The organism is Comamonas sp. GW821-FHT11H03 (genome assembly GCF_058807955.1).
In genome coordinates this window covers 1-19,666 of record NZ_JBXARF010000016.1, presented here as the reverse complement: position 1 = coordinate 19,666, position 19,666 = coordinate 1, and the positions used below count along the sequence as shown (strand labels likewise).

Below are 19,666 nucleotides of genomic sequence, written 5' to 3'. Positions count from 1 at the left end.
AGAAGCCGGTTGTTGGGCTCCTGTGGGATGCACTGGCGATCAGGCTGCGAGCGCGGGATAGTCTGTGTAGCCTGCGGCGCCACCGCCGTAGAGCGTGGCCATGTTCATCTGAGCCAGAGGCGCGTCGGTCTTCAAGCGCTCGACCAAGTCTGGGTTGGCAATGAAGGCGTGCCCAAATGCAACTAAATCGAGCTTGCCTTCCTGCAGGCGAGCTTCGGCCAACTGGCGGGTGTAGCCGTTGTTGGCGATGTAGGTTTGCTTGAAGCGAGCGCGCAGCGCGTCATAGTCAAAATGCGCGACATCGCGGGGGCCGCCTGTCGCGCCTTCCACGACATGCAGATAGACAATGCCGAGGGCACTGAGTTGCTCAGCGATGTAGTTGTACTGAGGCTGCGGCTCGCTGATAGAGATTCCATTGGCGGGGGAGACTGGAGAGATGCGTACACCGGTGCGCTCAGGCCCAATTTCCCGGGCAACGGCGGCGGTCACCTCTAGCAACAGTCGTGCACGGTTTTCCACTGAGCCGCCGTATGCGTCCGTGCGTTGGTTGGCTCCATCCTTGATGAATTGCTCCAGCAGGTAGCCGTTGGCACCATGCACCTCCACGCCATCGAAGCCTGCACTCATGGCATTGGCGGCAGCTTGGCGGAAGCTCTCCACGACGCCTGGGATCTCATCTAGGCCCAGAGCGCGGGGCTCAGATACTTCCGCAAAGCCATTGTTCACGAAGGTCTTGGTTTGTGCTCGGATGGCAGAGGGGGCTACAGGCGCTGCGCCATCCGGCTGCACGGACACATGGGAAACGCGGCCCACATGCCACAGTTGCACAAAGATCTTTCCGCCCTGGGCGTGCACCGCTCCGGTGACTTTGCGCCATCCAGCGACCTGCTCGGCTGTGTAGAGACCAGGGGTGTCTTGGTAGCCCTGCGCCTGTGCAGAGACCTGAGTTGCTTCCGTAATGATCAAGCCAGCCGAAGCACGCTGTGCGTAGTAGGTGGCCGCAAGCTCATTAGGCACCAAGCCAGAACCGGCGCGGTTGCGGGTTAGCGGTCCCATCACAACGCGATTGGCCAATACCAGATCACCTAAGACATAGGGTTGAAAAAGCGTCTTCTCAGTCATTTTGCATCCACAGCAATGTTCTAGAAGACTCAATGATGACGATCGTAATCTAAAAAGTCAATACTTTAATTACGATCGTAATCAATATATAGTAGAGGCTCCGCATGCACACAGACACTCCACGGTAGAAAAATGAAGCTCACCAAAGCACAGGCACAGGCAAACCGAGCACATGTCGTGAAAACGGCGTCGGCGCTGTTTCGCGAGCGTGGGTACGATGGCGTGGGCGTGGTCGACTTGATGGCGGCAGCGGGGTTCACTCAAGGCGGTTTCTACAAACAATTCCGCTCTAAGACGGACTTGATGGCAGAATCTGCTGCTTGCGGGATAGAGCAGACCGTAGAGTTGACGAAAGGTATTGACCTGTCGACTTTTGTGAACAGCTATCTGTCTCGCGAGCATCGTGACAATCGGGCGGCAGGCTGCACCATGGCCGCTCTGGGCTCCGATGCAGCGCGCCAGACGCAAGAGGTCAAGAGGACATTTGCTGCAGGCATCGAAAGCTTGCTGCAGGCCCTTGAGAAGGAATGTCCGGCCTCGGAGCGAGCAGGAAATAACGAGGCGCGGGCCAAGTCCATCGACACCTTTGCGCATATCGTCGGGGCCCTGGTCATGTCTCGGGCCTGTCCCGATGATTCACCACTTGCCGATGAAATCTTGGCTGTGTGTCGGGACAAGATCCTTGGCGCATTGGCGGAGCAAGAAGGCGTACCGCCTCCCGCAGCGGCTCACGCTACTCAATCTGATGTGGCCTGAGCTTTAACGTTCAGCGCTTTACTGCGGCCCCAAACGTCACCAACGCCATCAGCAAGCTGGTGGCGATGACGGCGCTGAATGCCAAGTAGGGAGAAAGCGGCAGTGCGGAGGTAATTGCAATGGAGATAGCAGCACAGCCCATTTGCAGGAAGCCCAGCAAGGCAGAGGCTGCCCCAGCGTTTTGCCCAAAGGGTTGCAGGGTCACGGCAGTTCCCAAGGGATTGATCAGGCCCATTCCAATCAAAAACACTGTCAAGGCCGCCGAAAAGTAGTACACCTGCTCCGGGGCAGCCAGCAAGGTCGCACCAGCGGCAAAGGCAATGAAAATGCCTGCACGGGCAGCGCGCAGTGTGCCAAACCGGTGTGCAAGCCGAGGAGCGAGCAGGCCAGCCCCAAAGACAACAAAGACGGTGGACGCGAAAAAAAGTGCGAGTTGCAAGGGTGAAAAACCAAACCCTTCCATCAAGATGGCCGGTGCCATTGCAAAAAACAGATACAGCGAGCCCAAGACCAAGCTGACAGATAGTGCTGGTGCAATGAAACGGCGGTCCGTCAGGAGTGCTTTGTAGGTCGCGGCGACAGCACTGAGCGCCAACGGGCGGCGTAAGTCGGAGCTATGCGTCTCCCCAAGTCGCGACACATAGTGGATACCCAGCAAGATGGCGAGCACCCCGACAACGCCAAACGTTGCGCGCCAACCCAAAAAACTGTTGAAGACACCGCCCAGTAGCGGAGAAAAACCGGGGGCAGCTGCCATGGCGACCATGACCAGCGAAAGCGCACGCGCAAGCGCATCGCCTTCAAACAGGTCACGTGCAATGGCGCGAGATAGCACGGACGTCGCGCAAACGCCAAGGGCTTGAATCACTCGGCCGACGATGAGCTGAGGAAGGCTTGTGGCAAAGGCACATACCGCGCTACCGACTACAAACACGCACAAACCGGATACCACCAGGGGTGCGCGTCCAAAGCGATCCGATAAAGGCCCGACGAAAAGCTGACCCAACGCGAAAGCCACAAAGAAGGTGCTCAGAGTGGCGCTAAGGTCTTTGACAGATGTCCCAAGCTCGGCGCCCATGGAAGGAAAGGCTGGCAGGATGATGTTGGTGGCCAACGATCCCAGCGCCGCCAGTCCAGCGAGCATCAGCAGTAATTCGCCTGAGAGGGATTTTGCGGAGTCAATCGGTTTGGGCATCGTCGCCCCCTTCATCGCCGTCAAGGCATTCAATGCAGGAATCGATCAGGTCATGCAGCGCCGCCACACGCTCCGTGCCCAACTGCGCGTTCAAAGCAAGCTGTGCGACTTTCCAAGCCTGTTGTGCTTGTGCCTGTTTGGACACGCCGGTTTCTGTTGCAGCGACTAGGCGACTGCGCGCGTCGGCTCCAGCGCCAATCGTCAGCAAGCCCATCGCCGACAGCGGCTGAAGATTGCGCGTCAATGTTGAGGCGTCCATCTGCATGCGCTTGGCCAGATCCACCGGCCTTATCGGCCCCAGTTTCACGACGTGGGAAAGCAGGGAATATTGGGTGATCTTCAAGCCCACCTCCGCAAAGAAGTGGTCGTAGTGCCGCGTCACCATACGACTGAGCTGGCGCAACTTTAGATTGGTGCACCCCTGGGGCTTGATGCTGTTCTTCATTTGATATATTGTAATTACAACTGTTGTAATTACAAGTTTTAAAAATGAAGGAGACTGAAATGTCTGTGGATCAAGTTATCGAGAGTTGGCGAGCCGATGAAGCTGCGGTACGTGCTCATCTAAGCGCTGTGGATACTGGGCCGCACGCAAGTGTCGCTGGTCGTTCTGGCATGGAAATGTTCGAGGCCATCTTTGCTGGGGAGCTTCCGCCAGCGCCTATAGGCAATACGCTCGACTTTGTTCCCATTCGCATGACGCCAGGGGAGGCGGTGTTTCAGGGAAGTCCAAAGCGTCGTCACTACAACCCGCTCGGTACGGTGCATGGAGGCTGGTTTGCGACCTTGCTCGACTCTGCAGTGGGTTGTGCCATTCACACGACCTTGCCGGCGGGAAAAGCCTTCACCACCTTGGAGCTGAAAGTGAACATGGTGCGCGCGTTGACCGATGGCGTGCCACTCGTGCGTGCGGAGGGCAAGGTGATCCACGCAGGTCGGCAGGTAGCCACAGCGGAGGGGCGCATCGTTGGACCCGATGGGAAGCTGTATGCCCATGCAACCACAACCTGCTTGATTTTTGATCAGCCCATCGGCGCGAAACCATCATGAGCAATGCTGAAATTTTCGGCATCCGGAACGACGAACGGTGAACCTTGCATGGCGGTCATCGCCTGCCGAATCTCGAAGGGCAGCAATGGGTCGTCAGCACCTGTTCGCAGCTTGCGAGAGGTTCCCTTCTGGTTGTCTGGGGTACTGCGCACAGCAAGTTTCTGGTTTGAGGCTCATAGCGGACGTCAGACCAGGCAGCGGGTCAACATCTGATCTTGGCGACAACGGTCACAAGCTTGCCAAAGCTCAGCCGCTGCAACCAGCCTGGAGCCGACCTCCCCTAGGTCGGTTTTGCAGCGCTTGCTGCCGCAGGGTGAACTCCCGATAAGTCGTACCGAGCAGTCGTTCGGGCCGGTGATAGGTGTCTTCGAAGCACTGTAGTTGCAGGGTGGACTATCCCTTGGCAGGTAGACATCCCTGGCCTATCTTTGGGGTGTGCTCTCTTGGACGTACGCCGAACCGAAGCGCTAGCGACTTGAAGGCAATCCACTACCCTCAAAAAAACACATGGGGCGCTTTCTGAGCGCGGGCGACTTTGCGACTTTAGTTCTGCACCATCATCCCCTGCAAACCCGCATGAATGGTGGGTCGCTGTTTACGACTTTATTTACCCAGAATAACCCCCTGTCCCCTGGGAGACGATTTTGCCCTTCCCCTAGGGTTTGCTGTCTTTGCGTGGCTGCATTCGGCTTCTAGGCTTCTAGATTGCCGAGACTCCTCTTTCTACTGAGCAAGCAGAACATGGCCTTTATCAATTACGTGACACAGATCCAGTTTGACTTTGGCGCCGTGCAAATGCTGCGCCAAGAATGCGAGCGTGTGGGTATCAGCAAGCCGCTGATCGTGACCGACCCCGGCGTCAAGGCTGCAGGAATCTTGCAAAAATCCATAAATGCACTGGGTGGCCTGCCCTATGCAGTATTTGACCAGACTCCTTCCAACCCCACTGAAGCGGCTGTGCGTGCTGCGGCTGAAATCTACAAATCCCAGAACTGCGATGGATTGGTCGCTGTGGGCGGTGGCAGTGCCATTGACTGTGCCAAAGGCGTGGCAATTGCGGCTACGCATGAAGGCCCGCTCTCGCACTACGCGACGATTGAAGGCGGCTCGCCTCGTATTACGGAGCGAGTTGCTCCGCTGATTGCCGTGCCTACCACCAGCGGCACGGGCAGTGAGGTAGCGCGTGGCGCCATCATCATCGTGGACGACCATCGCAAACTGGGTTTTCACAGCTGGCATCTGGTGCCCAAGGCTGCCATCTGCGACCCCGAGCTCACCTTCGGCCTCCCCCCCATGCTGACGGCAGCAACCGGCATGGATGCCATAGCACATTGCATGGAAACCTTTATGGCCTCGGCTTTCAATCCACCGGCTGACGGCATTGGCCTGGACGGGCTGACCAGGGGCTGGGCGCATATCGAGCGGGCCATGCTCAATGGCAACGACGCAGAAGCCCGCCGCCAATTGATGAGCGCAAGCATGCAAGGAGCCATGGCGTTTCAGAAAGGGCTGGGCTGCGTGCATAGCCTCAGTCACAGCCTGGGCGGCATCAACCCACGCCTGCACCACGGCACGCTCAACGCCATGTTCCTGCCCGCAGTCGTGCGTTTCAATGCCGAAGCCGAAAGCGTTCAGCGCGAGAACCGCCTCAACCGCATGGCACATGCCATGGGCCTCAGCAGCGGAAGCGATATCCCCGACGCGATCCGAGATATGAATGCCCGCCTGAACCTGCCATCGGGTCTGGCTGCCATGGGCGTGGAGCGCGCACAGTTTGATGCAATCATCAACTGTGCACTCAAGGACCACTGCCACGCCACCAATCCACGACTGGCATCCGCACAGGACTATGAGCAGATGCTCAGCACCTCGCTCTGACAGGCTTCACACAGCGCTCAAGCCTCAACGACAGGGCCTTGCTTGAGCGCCTCGCGCACATCGTCCATCAATTGCCTCGCCATGCTGCTGAGCACCTCGAGCTCATCGTCGGACATGTTGCGAGGCTCGTCATCAAGTATGGAAAGGCAGCCCAGCACATTGCCTTTTTTGTCCACCAGAGGGACTCCCGCGTAAAAGCGCAGCTTAAGGCTATGCACCACCGAATCGCTTGCAAATCGGGGGTCTCGCGCCAAGTCTCCAACCACAATAGCCTCTTCTTCATACACAACATACGAGCACACCGTGCCATCACGAGGGAAACCTTGTTGAATGCCCTCTTGCGCAGACAGCGGCAGCAGACTGCCCGGCGCAAAGACACGTTCAGCATCCACCCAGGAAACTTGAGCCCACTTGGTGTTGAAAGCGTTAACGGCCTTCTTGGCAGTATCGCGATATAGCGCTGTCAACGCTGGTGCCAGCACTCCGCTTTCATGCAGCATTTTGACGCGCTGCTCATCGTCATCGGGAATCGGAGCTGCAATCACACGCTCGCCAGGATCTCCAACCTGCATGGCCTCTACCCACAGATGCAACTCACGCAGACTGGTCACGCAGGCCTGCGCACCTGTCTGCCGGGCAAACTCGGGGGCAGCTGCCACGGCTGGAGCATTCCACAGGCACAGCACCACTCGTGCACCCGGCCAATGCCGGCGAATGCGCCGCACAATGCGTCTCGCCATGCTTTGTGGCTGGTGATTGAAAATCGATAGCACCAATAGATCCGATTGCTTCACGGCCTGAACCCAATCGCGATCCGCCAGCAGGCCATTGGCATCAAACTGCAAGGACTTCGAGTCCGGGGCAAGTGCCCATTCAGAGCAGCTAACCTCATGACCATGCAAGCTCTCTGCATGGGCCACCATGGCTGCGCCCAGGGCATCCACCTCCCAGCGCACACCCGCGCAATGAATGCGCAGGCATCGACGCTGGTCACCTTCACCGGGAGCCGCCCGAACATGCTCGCCACTGCTTCTGAATGCATATTGGTCCTGCAACTCCTCCAGCAAGGCTGCCATGCCATTGGACAGCCGCAAGCGATGTTCGGCCGTCGCCGACTCCAGATGCTGCTGGGTTGCAATACGCAGAGCAGGAATGGCAACCTCATCATAAAACCCGCTGACGGCACTGGCTCTGTCATCCAGGCTGGACTTGGAGAGCAGGCGCTCCTCCACGGACTGTACGGCCATGCTGATGGCATCATCAGCGTCATCGGCCAGTAGACGCTGATACAGCCGTTGCTGCGGCCCGAGAACAGGCTCGCTGCCCAGCAATACCTCCATGAATTTGAGCGAGGGAATGTAGCGCCCCAGCACCAGCAGGCACACCGTCAAAGGTGTGGAAAGAATCAGACCGATCGGCCCCCAAAGCGCTGTCCAGAAGGTTGCGGCAACAATGATTGACAAGGTCGACAAACCTGTACTTGAGCCATATAGCCACGGCTCGATCACATTGTTGCTAATCAGCTCCAGCAGCAGAATCAGGCCAAGGGTCATCAAAAACATATCCCAACTGGGATCGACCGCAAAGGCTAGCGCCAGCGGAAATACCGCAGACATCATCGGGCCCACATAGGGCACAAATCGCATGATGGCGCCCAGCACCCCCCAGAGAATCGCCCCTGGCACACCAATGAGCAACAAGCCCACGGCGAGTGGCACGCCATAGCTGACGTTGACAATGAACTGCATGCGCAGATATTTGCCAATGCGCTGCGAGGCCTCATCCAGCGCATCGGTGGCCACATTGAGGTTGCCTCCCACCAGCCTCAGCAACCGATCCCTCAGCTCGTCCCTGTCAAGCAGAATCAATATGACAAACAGCAACACGATACCTGCGGTCGTCACAGGCTCGGCAATACGCCCCAGCCACTGCAGCATCCGCGTAGTGGGCTTGGACTCGGGAGACTGAACCTCCACTTTCTGCACCCGCGCCCTGGCGTTGTCCACGCTGGCAATCTCTTTCTCAACGGTGTTGTAGGTCTTGAAAACGCCATCCCAGGCGCTGGGCATATTTGCGCTCTTGCGCAGGCTGCGCAATTTGTCGCGAATCGTCGATTGATAGGTAGGCAGATCGGCACTGAGTTGCTGCACCTGACTACCCAGATACATGCCCAAGCCGCCGAGTGCTGCCAGAGAAAAAGCCACGACCACAATGGCCGAAGCCATCCGCGGCAGCCCCCAGCGCTTGAGCTTGCTGACAGCAGGGTCGAGCAAGAAGCCGAACAGCATTGCCAGGGCTAGAGGAATAAGCATGTCCCGCCCGAAATAGAGGGCAAGAATCACGATGGAAGCAATCATCAGCCCGATGAGCAAACGCAGGGCCGGCAGCATTTCTACCAGATGCACAAGCCCCGGAGCCACGTTGGCCCTGGCTCGTCTGTCGATGCCCTCCCACAAACCGTGAGCAGGCTGCCGGCCCTCTCCGGCCGAACCCGCCTCTCGCGAGAAAGTCTCGATTTCGACCGGTGCACCCGCATACGGCTTGGTTGGCGCAACCGCGCCAAAGTTGACCTCGGGGATTGCAGACGACTCATCGGACGGGGAATTCTCGTTTCGGTTTTCTGACATTGGCATCCTTGATGGACTGTTGTCTATGATTTTCTGAGACAAAGTACGCTCATCCAGAATTCCATCTGGCTCTGCCCTCCTCTGCTGTCAGGCTTTGTCGTAATTTGCAAAAAAACGCTATAGAGCCTCGACTCGACCCGGATCAGGTGCATGCAGCCACTGCGCAAACTCATCGGCCAACTGCCGACTGGCCACCACCGCGGTATTCCAGGCCTTGGCACGCGCATCATGGTTTGTGCCATAACTCAGAAAATCGTGCCGATCCGGCAACTTGCCGTTCGGCAGGCACGCCACCCAGGTGTGATCAGGGGCCAGCACAATCATCGAGTCCAGATACGAGCTCGGTCCATGACGCCATTTCAGTCCCTTGTCCAACCAGCCAGGAATCACCGCCTTCTGGAAATGGGGATATAGCACCACCCCATCGCCGTTACGAGAGGCCAGATAATCCAGATGCATGTGATAGTCGGTAATGCCGCCATCCCAATAGGCCCCCTTGGGTGCATCTGAAATGTTTTGCACGGCATCCAACACAAAAGGGATGGAGCAACTGGCTCGCAAGGCCTCCATGAAATTACTCTCCGTCAGCCGGGTCTGCGCAGACCGAATGTCCGCAACACCAAAGGGAAGAGCATGCACGGCATCGTTTGCAGAAGAGGAAAAGATCACACGCTCCAGCAAGCAGCCCAATGCCGGCCGATGCAACACATTGCCGGCAAACGCGGCCGCATAGCCCAATGGAGTGCGCCAGGGCGACGCACGTGACAGCAGACCACGCCCACGGGCGGCAATCACATGCTGCCTATAGCGCGGATTGGCCAGAACCTCACTCACACGCCCCCCGTAAAAGTCCTGTAGAGACTGCGCAAACCGCTCACTGACCAGCGACGACGGCGTGCGCCTGTGCCCTTCGGGGGGATCAAAGCGCTGTGCAATATAGTCACGCTCCAGCCGCTCAAAGGCTTCCACTGGTGCGTCCAGACAAGCCATCGCCATGCGCCCCAATCAGATCCACCGGCTGCACGCTGGCCCGTAACCACTGCCCAAAGATGAGGCGATGCGGAGGTCCGAGAATCAAGCCCTTGGGACCGCCTGCCGCCGCCGGTATGACTATGACCATATCCGGCTGCAAGCCCTGCCGCTCTATAGATTGCCGCGCCTTGAGACCAGCATAGATTCGCAATGCTCTTGTGGATGACGTCATGTGGGCATTGTGCTTGCAAGCCCCGTTGCTCGGGATCAGCTCGGCGACTTCACCAGTTGAGCGTGACCGAGGTACCGCCACCGGGTCGGGCTGAGATGCTCAGTTTCGCCCCCATGACAAGCGCTCTGCGGCGCATATTGACCCACCCCATGCCAGCAGATGCTACGTCCGGGATTTGCCTGCCATCCGTCGGTCTGACGGGCCCCGCATCCTCAATGCTCAGGCGAGCATGCACAAAGGAGGCATCTGAAACATTTGACGCACTTTTCCACTGCTCGTCGGCAGCCAGCGTGATCCAAAGTTCAAGCGCGTCAGTGTGCTGCAGCACATTGCTCACGGCCTCCTTCACCACTGCCATGATTTCCTCGGCCATGGGGCCGCATGGCAGGCTACCGATATCGCCAGACATCTGCGGGTCCCAAACATCCCAGTGCAGATTCATGCCTCGATGATCCACCACAGGTTGCAGCCTGTGCCTGAAACGCGCCAGAAGGATACCCAGGGGTTCATTTCGGCTATCCATGGAATCAACAATCAGCCGTAGATCGAGCAGGCATTGTTCTGCATTGCTGCGAATCGCCGGGTCCGTGCCGAGATCGGTCAGGCTGATCAGCTGCACCAGTTGGCTGCCGACATCGTCATGCAATGCCTCCGCTATGCGCCTGCGCTCCTGCTGTACCTCTCTCGATGGACGTACGCTTTTACGTCTGCGCCACAGCACGCTGCGATATGCACGTGGAAACAGCCAAGCGACAGCCGCCATGCTGCCCGCCGTACCTAGCGCCGCAGTCCACCAGGGAGCTGAATGGAACACCGCTCCAGTCTGCAAAAGCCAGGGCAGCCACAGCAGCAGCTGAACACTCCACAGAAGCAGCTGCCAGACGTAGGACATGGTGAATGCGTTCGCAGACACTGGCGCTTAGAACCAGCCACGCAAGTAGGCGAAACGCACGGCTTGTGCTCGGGTGCGCACCTGGAGCTTGCGATAGATGTTCTTGATGTGCGTGTTGACCGTCATGGTGCTGATCTCCAACTGCGTGCCGATCTCTGCACTGGTATTACCGCTGGCAACCATACGCAAGACCTCGCATTCGCGGCTGGAGAGCCTGTCGGACATATCAGAGCCCGGAACGGCTCCGGTGGCCGGCCGCTTGTCATACCGCTGCAAGAGCCGCCTGGCGAGACTAGGAGTGATGGAGGCCCCGCCATTGACGACCTGCAGCACCGCTTGAGGGTAGTTGCCAAACCAGGAGTTCTTGACCAGATAGCCGGTTGCACCCAACTCAAAAGCGTGCAACACCTGCTCTTCCGTCTCCACCACCGAAACCACAATGACCTCGGCCTGCGGGCGCTGGCTTTTCATCACCTCAATCAACTCAAGACCATCGTCTGCCCCCAGTTTCAGATCCAGCAACATGACATCAAACTCATGTTGACGAATGGCTTTTCTTGCATCCTTGAGGTTGTCCGCCTGCGCGACCACCATGGTGCGCCGATCATTCATGATTTCCTGTGCGATCACCATGCGTAGGTGCGCATCATCGTCCACCAACAGCACTTTGACAGGCTTGTCGGGCTGCCCCACCATGTGATCTGGCCACATGGAAGGGCTCCCCAGCTCCACAGCCATGGGTCGGAGCATCAAGGCATCCCCAGAGTTGTTTGCACCGTTCGGGTCCATTTTTCTCTCCTGGCCAGAGTTGCTTGCCGGGGACTCAGGATGGTGCTCAAGACACCATATAGAAAAAAACTCCCCAGCGCGTCATTAGATAGTTTTTAGCAATTAAAACTGCAACTCAGCGTAAGAAAAAATGCAATTTGAGTAATCACGGTTTTCTGACGACACCTACTCAAAACCGCCAATTACTCATCACAGTCGCCCAGGTGCCCTAAAACTGAACATCCAGGGAGCCTGCCGCGTGCCAGTCGATGGATGCTTGGCGCAGCACCATGTCGATGTCCATGCCCAGCGCCAGTCCGGTTTCAGCAGGGAATGTCACTGCCAGCTGGCGCTCGCCCCAGTTAAGCGCGCGGGTCGATGCTCGCCAGACGGCCAGATGCAGCACCCCCGTCAAAGGCTCGAATACAGGCTGCTCCATCGGCGCATGCATGAACTGAAAGGCATCGCTGATCAGCTCCGGAAAATTCCACTGTCGCGCCAGATGGGCCGTAATCTGCCCCGAGCAATAGCCCATCAATTGCATCTCCACCTGAGGGCGCTTGGGATGCAGGGGCTCCAGCAACTCGGAAAGTCTGAAGAAAGTGTCAGGGTCGGCAGCCTGCAGCAACAGCTCTCCCAGGCCATGCAGCAGTCCCACCGCATAGGCCTGCGAGGCGTTGGCCTGAACCGACATTGCAAGCGCGCGCGCCATGCGTGCCGTGTCCAGGCTGTAGCGCCAGAAATTCGCCAAACTCCAGCCTGCCGAAACATGAGATGCGCTGACTGGAGCCGCCTTCTGCACCAATTGCCGCAACTGAACCGGCGCCAGCAGCACCAGTGCTTCGGGAATGCTGTGTACGCGCTGCCCCAGCAGATGCGCTGGCCCATTGGCTGCGGCCAGCAGACGAGCGGTCAAGACCGGATCGGTGGAAAACAATTGCACCAGGCTGCGCATGCCGGGCTCTGGCTTGCGCAGTTCACTCGACAGCAGCGCAACGACGCGCGGCTGGCTTGGCAGCAATAAATGCTGCTCCAGCAACGTTGACAGGATCAATGGTTTGACGCGGCTCATCTGGACCAAAGGCAGTGACAAGGCTGTCGCCACCACGAAATGAACACGAGAGGGCTCATAGGAATGTCAGAGCTTTTCATCTCTATTCAGCTGCACAGGCTGGCCCATGACCAACTGGCTGGCAAGCTTGCGTGTCAGGGGTTGTAACACGGAAAAGTGATCAGCCCCCTGAACCGAGACGCAGTGCAGCTGATTAGATTTTCGCGCGGCGCACATATTGTCGAGACTGTTGATATTGCCGGGACTCTTGCTGCCCTCGATGATCCACGTCGGACTCTTTATTGCATGCAGCCAGTAGACGGGCGAACGCAAGCGCTTTTCATCCGCCGAGATCAAGCCCCATTTCACGGGCCAGCCATAGCCGCCGACCTCGTCCACAGGACCAAACGCGAACACCCCCTGAACTGGCAACCCTGCCGTTGCTGTCAGCAAAGCCAGCGTGGCTCCGGTGCTATGCCCACCGAGATAGATGCGTGCCGGGTCGACATAAGGCAGCTGTGCGGCCTGCAGGATGGCCGCTGCCACATCCTGTACCTCCCCCCAGAAATACTCACGCTGGCCGGGATTGTCATTGCCACCGCGCAATGTGGGAAACAGCATCGCCATGCCTGCCTTGCGAAAAGCGCTGGCGCTTTGGTCATTGGCGGCTGGCCCTTCGCTCCAGAAATCGTCCAGGCTATTGGTATCTCCTCCCGTCAGCCAGACCATCAAAGGCAGCTTCCTCCCATCCCTGGGGTCCGGGGTGACAAAGGCATTGAGTTTCAGATCCCCGCTCTGATAGCTCATTGAAACAAACAGCTGAGAAGGCGGTGTCGGCATCGGCTGGATGGGCTTATGGGCGGCCGGCAACAAGGCTGCCGCAATCTGTGTTGTCTTGCCGGCGCGAGCCTGCATCAGGTTCTGCAGAGCGATTTCACCAGAAGCGATCTGTTGATCCACCACCTGCTCGATCTGCACCTGCTCCGCGCGCTGGCTCTCGTGCTGCTTGCGAGCGGCAGCGTGACGCACTTTGGCCATCTCATGCTCTGCCATCGCAGCACGCGTGATGCAGCGCCGTTGTTGATCTATGTTGATGCCCTCTTCCTGGGCCTTGTCAACCTGGGCAAGATTGAGCTTGACGGTATGACAAAAGTCATCATTCTCTGGAGCCAGTGCTGGTGGCCAGACCAAGGCTGCAGGCTGCTGGGCATGGGCCTTGTTCTTGATTTTGTCCAACGATATCCAGCCGCGCGATGCCATCTTGGCGCCGATAAAGACCACCAAGATTGCCACCCCTATAGCCGGCAGTATCGCCCGCCCTCTCGCTTTGCGCATTGATGTGCTCCCACAAAAAAGCCGCCTGTAATGTGAATTAAGTGGCGGCCCGGTAGGAGATTATTTCTTCAGTCCCTGCAACTTCGCAAAGGCTGATGCCATTGCATTTTGCTGTGTGGGCTGGTTACCACGCTGTGGTTGCGCATAGCCACCGCGGCTGCCGCCGCCATAGCTATTGCTACGGCCTGCGCCTTCAAAGCGGTTGTCGCGCGGGCCGTCGCGGCGTGCGGGAGCCGCATCGAGCTTCATGGTCAGGCTGATGCGCTTGCGATCCACATCCACTTCCAGCACCTTGACCTTGACGATCTGCCCCGTCTTGACCACTTCACGCGCATCTTCGATGAACTTGTGACTCATCTGGCTCACGTGCACAAGCCCGTCCTGATGCACACCCAGATCCACGAACGCACCGAACTGGGCCACGTTGCTGACCGTGCCCTCCAGCGTCATGCCTTCCTTCAGGTCCTTGATGTCTTCCACGCCGTCATTGAAGCGGGCAACCACAAAGTCAGGGCGCGGATCACGACCGGGCTTCTCTAACTCCCCCAGAATATCCTTGATGGTCACAGCACCAAATTTGTCATTGGCGAACTGCTCTGGCTTTAAGGACTTGAGCACTTCGCCACGACCCATGATCTGATCCACGGGCTTGCCGGTGGCCAGGATGATCTGCTCGACCACCGGATAGGTTTCGGGGTGAACGCCGGTGACATCCAGCGGATTGTCGCCACCGCGAATGCGCAGAAAGCCTGCTGCCTGCTCGAAAGTCTTGGCACCCAGACCGGCCACTTCCATCAGTTGCTTGCGGTTCTTGAACGAGCCATTGGCATCGCGCCAGCGCACCACCGACTTGGCGACCGAACCCGACAGACCCGAGACACGCGTCAGCAGCGGGGCCGAAGCGGTGTTCAAGTCCACACCCACGGAGTTCACGCAGTCCTCGACCACGGCATCGAGCTGGCGCGCCAGCTCGCTCTGGTTCACATCATGCTGGTACTGGCCCACGCCAATGCTCTTGGGATCAATCTTGACCAGCTCGGCCAGTGGATCCTGCAGGCGGCGGGCAATCGATGCCGCACCGCGCAGGCTGACGTCGATATCGGGCATTTCATGGGCCGCGAACTCGCTGGCCGAATAGACCGAAGCCCCGGCCTCGCTGACCACGACCTTGTCGATCTTCTTGTCGGCCTTGGAGGCGATCTTGATCAGATCCGCAGCCAGCTTGTCCGTCTCGCGGCTGGCCGTGCCGTTGCCGATGGCGATCAGATTGATGTCGTGCTTTTCCACCAGACGGGCGAGCACGGCCAGGGAGCCATCCCAGTCGCGGCGCGGCTCATGCGGGTAGATGGTAGTTGTATCCACCAGCTTGCCGGTACTGTCCACCACAGCCACCTTGACGCCAGTGCGGATGCCGGGGTCCAGGCCGATCACGGCACGCTGGCCCGCCGGTGCGGCCAGCAGCAGGTCACGCAGATTGTCGCCAAACACCTTGATGGCGACCTTCTCGGCGTCTTCACGCAGGCGGCTGAACAGGTCGCGCTCGGTGGACAGGCTCAGCTTGACGCGCCAGGTCCAGGCCACGCATTTGCGAATCAGATCGTCAGCGGCGCGCTTGGCATGGCTCCAGCCCAGATGCAGCGCGATCTTGCCCTCGGCGAGACTGGGTTTACCCGGTTCAGGCTCGACCGGTTGCACCAGCTTGGCTTCGAGAACCTCCAGCGCACGGCCGCGGAACACGGCCAAGGCCCTGTGCGAAGGCACGCGGCCTATGGGCTCGTCATACTCGAAGTAGTCGCGAAACTTGGCGACCTCGGGGTCGTTTTCGTTCTTGCTCTCGACCTTCTTGGATTGGAGCAGGCCTTCATCCCACAGCCATTCGCGCAGCTTCTGCACCAGGGCCGGGTCCTCGGCCCAGCGCTCGGAGAGAATGTCGCGCACGCCGTCCAGCACGGCAAAAGTGGTGCTGAAGTCGGGACCGGGCTTACCGTCGTCCAGCGTCGTCGCGGGCTTGCAGAAAGCCTCGGCCTCCTTGTGCGGATCCAGCGTAGGGTCGGCAAACAGCTTGTCGGCCAGCGGCTCGATGCCGAATTCCTTGGCAATCTGTCCCTTGGTGCGGCGCTTTTGCTTGAAGGGCAGGTAAATGTCCTCCAACTCCTGCTTGGTCGGCGCACTGACAATCGCCAGGCGCAGCGCATCGGTCAGCTTGCCCTGCTCGTCAATGGCCTTGAGCACCGTCTCGCGGCGGTCGTCCAGCTCGCGCAGATAGGTCAGGCGCTCGTCCAGCGTGCGCAGTTGCGTATCGTCCAGACCGCCAGTAGCCTCCTTGCGGTAGCGGGCCACAAACGGAACCGTGGCGCCACCATCGAGCAACTCCACTGCCGCGCTCACCTGCTGCGGCTTGACATTCAGTTCTTGAGCAATCTGACCAATGATTTTTTGCATTCGAATATTCGCCCCACGGCGCTCAACACAGGAAGCTAATGAGTTTGCCATAGGCCTGGCGCCAGACTGCTCTTGATATCCGGCAGAAGTGCAAGCAAACCTTAAAAACTATGCTTTCCATAGCTGCTTTCCCTGAATGAGCAAGCGCAGAAAGCCAATTTCATTAGAATTATTGCGACATGCCCGAAACCTTTCAGGACGATTTTTTTGCCGATGAGCTGCCTCCCCCCGGAGACGGCTCCGACAAAGCACAGTCTGAAGAAGCGCCGCAGGCAGATGCCCCAGGTAAACACAAACCCAGAAGCGGCGCGATTGCCCTGGCCCCGGCAGCCGCGCAGTACCAGGAGCTGGCCGCTCAACTGCCTCCTCTGCTGCGCATGGGCGTCTCGACCTGGTCCTATCCGGGCTGGGAAGACTTGGTCTGGGACGGTGCGTACGACAGTAGCGTGCTGGCCAAAAAAGGCCTGACGGCCTATCACCAACACCCGCTGCTGCGCACTGTCTGCGTCGACCGCACCTTCTGGCGACCGCTGACGGCCAGCCAATATGCCGCCTTTGCCGCTCAGGTCCATACCGACTTCCGCTTTGTCGTCAAATGCCCAGCCGGTATTACCGATGCCCAGGTCCGCAGCGAAGAAGGCAAGCCGCGCGAGGCCAACCCTGCGTTTCTGGACCCCGGCCTAGCCATAGAGCATTTTGTGCAGCCCACTCTCGAAGGGCTGGGCAGCAAGCTGGGAGTGCTGGTGTTTCAGCTCAGTCCCCTGCCCTGGAGTCTGCTCAGCCGCCCCGACCTATTGATGGAAAGGCTGGGCCAGTTGCTGGCCGCCGTGAGGCAGGCGCTACAAAAACATCCACAAGTCGTCGTGGCCGTCGAGGTCAGGGACCCCGAGCTGCTAACCCCGGCGCTGCCCCGGACACTCAAGGCCCATGGCGCAACCTATTGTCTGGGCCTGCACGGCAAGATGCCTCCCATCGAAGAGCAGTTGCCCACGTTGCGCGCCTTGTGGCCCGGGCCGCTGGTGTGCCGCTGGAATCTGAATCGCATCTTTGGCGCCTATGGCTATACCGATGCCCAGAAGAAGCACCAGCCGTTCAACGAGATCCTCAGCGAAGATCGGCATACTCGGGAGCGGCTGGCCCACACAATTGCCGGCATCACCGGTGCCGGTCAACCCGCTTTTGTGACCATCAGCAACGATGCCGAGGGATGCGCCCCCCGCTCAATAACGCTGCTGGCGCAGGCGCTTGCGAGTCTTGCAGACGCAGGCCCGGACAAGCGGCCACGCTCCCCATCCTGAAATCATGGTAAAAATGCCATCAAACGCTTACCAGTAAAGCGCCGATAGCTATCAAAAAAATCCCAGCAGGTTCAATGCTGTCGGACGTTGTTTTGATAGGGAACCAGATCAGCCTTGCAGTGCCGCCAGCGGGTGCGAATGCGCAGGCCAAGGGCTGTCAAAGAATGCTTGCCACTCGGCATCACTCACCTCTTCGATGCTGGCAGGATTCCAGCGCGGGCTGTGGTCCTTGTCCACCGCCAGCGCACGAATGCCCTCCACGGTTTCGCTGCGACCCGGGCGTAGATAAAAGCAGTGGCGCACCATATCGCGCTCCATGCGAAGATCTTCGGCCAGAGTCATCTGGCGCGCACGGCGGATCTGCTCCAGCACCACATGCAGCATCAGCGGTGAGCGCTTGCGCAGCGTGGCCGCTTCGGCCTGAGCCCAGTCGCTGCCGGCCTGCAAGGCCTGCACAACAGCAGCCACCGTAGGCTGAGAAAAACAGGCATCAATTTCCGCTCGATGCTCGGTTGTCTTGGGATCGGTGCTCACAAAGCGGGAGCGCACCACGGCATTGAGCGCCTCCACGTTGGCAAAATCCGTGGTTGCCAGGGTCTCCCACAGATCGGCCTGCTGCGCGGCGGGAATGCAGCCATCGGCCAAGCCAAAAGCCAGGGCATCGCCTGCGCCGATGGTGTCACCGGTCAAGGCCAGCCATTCGCCCACAGCACCAGGGCAGCGCGAGAGAAAATGGCCGCCCCCCACATCGGGGAACAGGCCAATGGCCGTCTCGGGCATGGCCATCTTGGTGCGCTCGGTCACGATACGCAGCGAGCCGCCCTGGCTGATGCCCATGCCGCCGCCCATGACGATGCCATCCATGAAAGCGATATAAGGCTTGCCAAAGCTGTGAATCAAATGGTTGAGTGCATATTCCTCGGTAAAGAAATCTTCGAGTTGAGGATTGCCGCTGCTGCCGGCCGCGTGCAGAAAGCGGATGTCGCCACCGGCGCAAAACGCCCCGAACATCCCTTCCTTGTTGCTGCCACGAATGGCTACGCCCAGAATCGAGTCGTCTTTTTGCCAGGCCAGCAACGTGCCCAGCAGATCGCGCACCATGCCCAGAGACAGCGCATTGAGCGCCTTGGGACGGTTGAGCGTAATCATGCCCAGCTTGCCACGGACTTCGGCAATCACATCGGACATATCGGCGCTCGGGGTGGGGGTCATTGTCTTGCTCCTTGAATCAATTCCATGCTGGTCGCCAATCGGTCGCCAGGCCATGCGCTCCGATTATGCGGTGGCACTCCACGCAGGCCGGGACAAGGACGTGACAAATACCGCCAGCATCTGCAGCCACAAAGCCCGAACGTGCTGCAATGCTGACTAATATGGGAGCCGTGCTTGGCTGCAGCTTCACCAGTTTCTGCAGCCCAACTTCTGTCTCATGAACGATCTGCCACCACCGCCCGAAACCCCTCGCGCAGAACCGCACCTGGAGTCCAAGCAGCTTTCCGCGCCGCTGCGCTATCTGCTCATTGCCTTTGCCCTGGTCTGCGTGATATTGGGTCTGATAGGTGCCGTGGTTCCCGGCATGCCCACCACGGTATTCATACTGATGGCGGCCTGGGCAGCGGTACGCAGCTCGCCCAGACTGCACCGCTGGCTCTATGCCCACCGTGTTTTCGGCCCCCTGCTGCATAACTGGGACACCGGTGGCAAGATCAGCCGCCGTGCCAAATGGACGGCAACCGTCAGCATGGGCGCCAGCAGCCTGCTGATTCTGTTTTTCTCGTACAAACCATGGCTCACGGCGATGACGCTGAGCATCATGGCCTGCGTCCTGCTCTGGCTGTGGCTCAGGCCGGAGCCGCAGATTGAAGGGTGATGTCCCCAAAACCGCAATACATGCGCATGGTCGATGTTCTCCTCGAACAGGAGAGCTGGAATAGAAAAAGGCCCGTGATTTTCATCACAGGCCTTTTCAATTTGGTCGGAATGGCGGGATTCGAACTCGCGACCCCTTGCACCCCATGCAAGTGCGCTACCAGGCTGCGCTACATTCC

At 58.9% G+C, this 19,666-nt stretch carries 16 protein-coding genes and 1 pseudogene; 6 read left to right on the top strand and 11 right to left on the bottom strand.

The window, feature by feature from the left end; all coding sequences use genetic code 11:
- Nucleotides 1-39 precede the first annotated feature (39 nt).
- Nucleotides 40-1,122, bottom strand: coding sequence for an alkene reductase (locus tag AC1RTQ_RS23640; RefSeq protein WP_492879340.1), 1,083 nt, complete (start codon nt 1,120-1,122; stop codon nt 40-42).
- Between the two features lie 132 nt (nt 1,123-1,254).
- Here AC1RTQ_RS23640 and AC1RTQ_RS23635 point away from each other — a divergent pair, with 132 nt between their 5' ends.
- Nucleotides 1,255-1,878 (top strand): TetR/AcrR family transcriptional regulator, encoded by a 624-nt coding sequence (locus tag AC1RTQ_RS23635; protein ID WP_301446179.1) that lies wholly within the window; start codon nt 1,255-1,257, stop codon nt 1,876-1,878.
- A 10-nt stretch (nt 1,879-1,888) separates the two neighbouring features.
- On the opposite strand, the gene AC1RTQ_RS23630 is transcribed toward AC1RTQ_RS23635, so the two are convergent.
- The gene (locus AC1RTQ_RS23630; RefSeq protein WP_492879338.1) at nt 1,889-3,073 is read right to left on the bottom strand and encodes a multidrug effflux MFS transporter; all 1,185 of its coding nucleotides are present in this window, start codon (nt 3,071-3,073) and stop codon (nt 1,889-1,891) included.
- Entirely contained in the window at nt 3,057-3,518 is a 462-nt protein-coding gene (locus AC1RTQ_RS23625) for a MarR family winged helix-turn-helix transcriptional regulator (RefSeq protein ID WP_492879336.1), read from the bottom strand. The genes AC1RTQ_RS23630 and AC1RTQ_RS23625 overlap by 17 nt, the downstream gene beginning before the upstream one ends.
- Before the next feature lie 59 nt (nt 3,519-3,577).
- Here AC1RTQ_RS23625 and AC1RTQ_RS23620 point away from each other — a divergent pair, with 59 nt between their 5' ends.
- Nucleotides 3,578-4,123: a PaaI family thioesterase gene (locus tag AC1RTQ_RS23620; RefSeq protein WP_492879334.1), complete on the top strand. Its 546-nt coding sequence runs from the start codon at nt 3,578-3,580 to the stop codon at nt 4,121-4,123.
- 741 nt (nt 4,124-4,864) lie between these two features.
- Entirely contained in the window at nt 4,865-6,001 is a 1,137-nt protein-coding gene (gbd, locus tag AC1RTQ_RS23615; RefSeq protein ID WP_492879332.1) for a 4-hydroxybutyrate dehydrogenase, read from the top strand.
- Between the two features lie 17 nt (nt 6,002-6,018).
- Here the strand turns inward: gbd and AC1RTQ_RS23610 are convergent, their stop codons facing one another.
- The 6 genes and pseudogenes from AC1RTQ_RS23610 to AC1RTQ_RS23585 all read right to left on the bottom strand — a co-directional run bounded on the left by AC1RTQ_RS23610 (nt 6,019) and on the right by AC1RTQ_RS23585 (nt 13,521).
- Nucleotides 6,019-8,445: an AI-2E family transporter gene (locus AC1RTQ_RS23610; protein ID WP_492879368.1), complete on the bottom strand. Its 2,427-nt coding sequence runs from the start codon at nt 8,443-8,445 to the stop codon at nt 6,019-6,021.
- Nucleotides 8,446-8,745: 300 nt separating this feature from the next.
- Nucleotides 8,746-9,748, bottom strand: a pseudogene (locus AC1RTQ_RS23605) (patatin-like phospholipase family protein).
- 133 nt (nt 9,749-9,881) lie between these two features.
- The gene (locus AC1RTQ_RS23600; RefSeq protein ID WP_492879330.1) at nt 9,882-10,451 is read right to left on the bottom strand and encodes a sensor histidine kinase; all 570 of its coding nucleotides are present in this window, start codon (nt 10,449-10,451) and stop codon (nt 9,882-9,884) included.
- Between the two features lie 300 nt (nt 10,452-10,751).
- Nucleotides 10,752-11,513: a response regulator gene (locus tag AC1RTQ_RS23595; RefSeq protein WP_302091541.1), complete on the bottom strand. Its 762-nt coding sequence runs from the start codon at nt 11,511-11,513 to the stop codon at nt 10,752-10,754.
- 208 nt (nt 11,514-11,721) lie between these two features.
- Nucleotides 11,722-12,564 carry an HDOD domain-containing protein gene (locus AC1RTQ_RS23590; protein ID WP_492879366.1) on the bottom strand — a complete coding sequence of 281 codons (843 nt, stop codon included), beginning with the start codon at nt 12,562-12,564 and terminating at the stop codon, nt 11,722-11,724.
- Nucleotides 12,565-12,630: 66 nt separating this feature from the next.
- Nucleotides 12,631-13,521, bottom strand: coding sequence for an alpha/beta hydrolase family protein (locus tag AC1RTQ_RS23585; RefSeq protein WP_492879327.1), 891 nt, complete (start codon nt 13,519-13,521; stop codon nt 12,631-12,633).
- On the opposite strand from AC1RTQ_RS23585, the gene AC1RTQ_RS23580 reads away from it, so the two are divergent.
- Nucleotides 13,495-13,881, top strand: coding sequence for a hypothetical protein (locus AC1RTQ_RS23580; RefSeq protein WP_492879325.1), 387 nt, complete (start codon nt 13,495-13,497; stop codon nt 13,879-13,881). The two genes, AC1RTQ_RS23585 and AC1RTQ_RS23580, sit on opposite strands and share 27 nt — an antisense overlap.
- Nucleotides 13,882-13,938: 57 nt before the next feature.
- On the opposite strand, the gene AC1RTQ_RS23575 is transcribed toward AC1RTQ_RS23580, so the two are convergent.
- Nucleotides 13,939-16,320, bottom strand: coding sequence for a Tex family protein (locus AC1RTQ_RS23575; protein ID WP_302091544.1), 2,382 nt, complete (start codon nt 16,318-16,320; stop codon nt 13,939-13,941).
- A gap of 179 nt (nt 16,321-16,499) precedes the next feature.
- Between AC1RTQ_RS23575 and AC1RTQ_RS23570 the strand changes: the two genes are divergently transcribed.
- Nucleotides 16,500-17,618, top strand: a complete 1,119-nt coding sequence (locus tag AC1RTQ_RS23570; protein WP_492879322.1) for a DUF72 domain-containing protein — start codon at nt 16,500-16,502, stop codon at nt 17,616-17,618.
- 108 nt (nt 17,619-17,726) lie between these two features.
- On the opposite strand, the gene AC1RTQ_RS23565 is transcribed toward AC1RTQ_RS23570, so the two are convergent.
- The gene (locus AC1RTQ_RS23565; protein WP_492879320.1) at nt 17,727-18,830 is read right to left on the bottom strand and encodes an enoyl-CoA hydratase/isomerase family protein; all 1,104 of its coding nucleotides are present in this window, start codon (nt 18,828-18,830) and stop codon (nt 17,727-17,729) included.
- A gap of 217 nt (nt 18,831-19,047) precedes the next feature.
- Between AC1RTQ_RS23565 and AC1RTQ_RS23560 the strand changes: the two genes are divergently transcribed.
- Nucleotides 19,048-19,488 (top strand): YbaN family protein, encoded by a 441-nt coding sequence (locus AC1RTQ_RS23560; protein WP_492879318.1) that lies wholly within the window; start codon nt 19,048-19,050, stop codon nt 19,486-19,488.
- Nucleotides 19,489-19,666 lie beyond the last annotated feature (178 nt).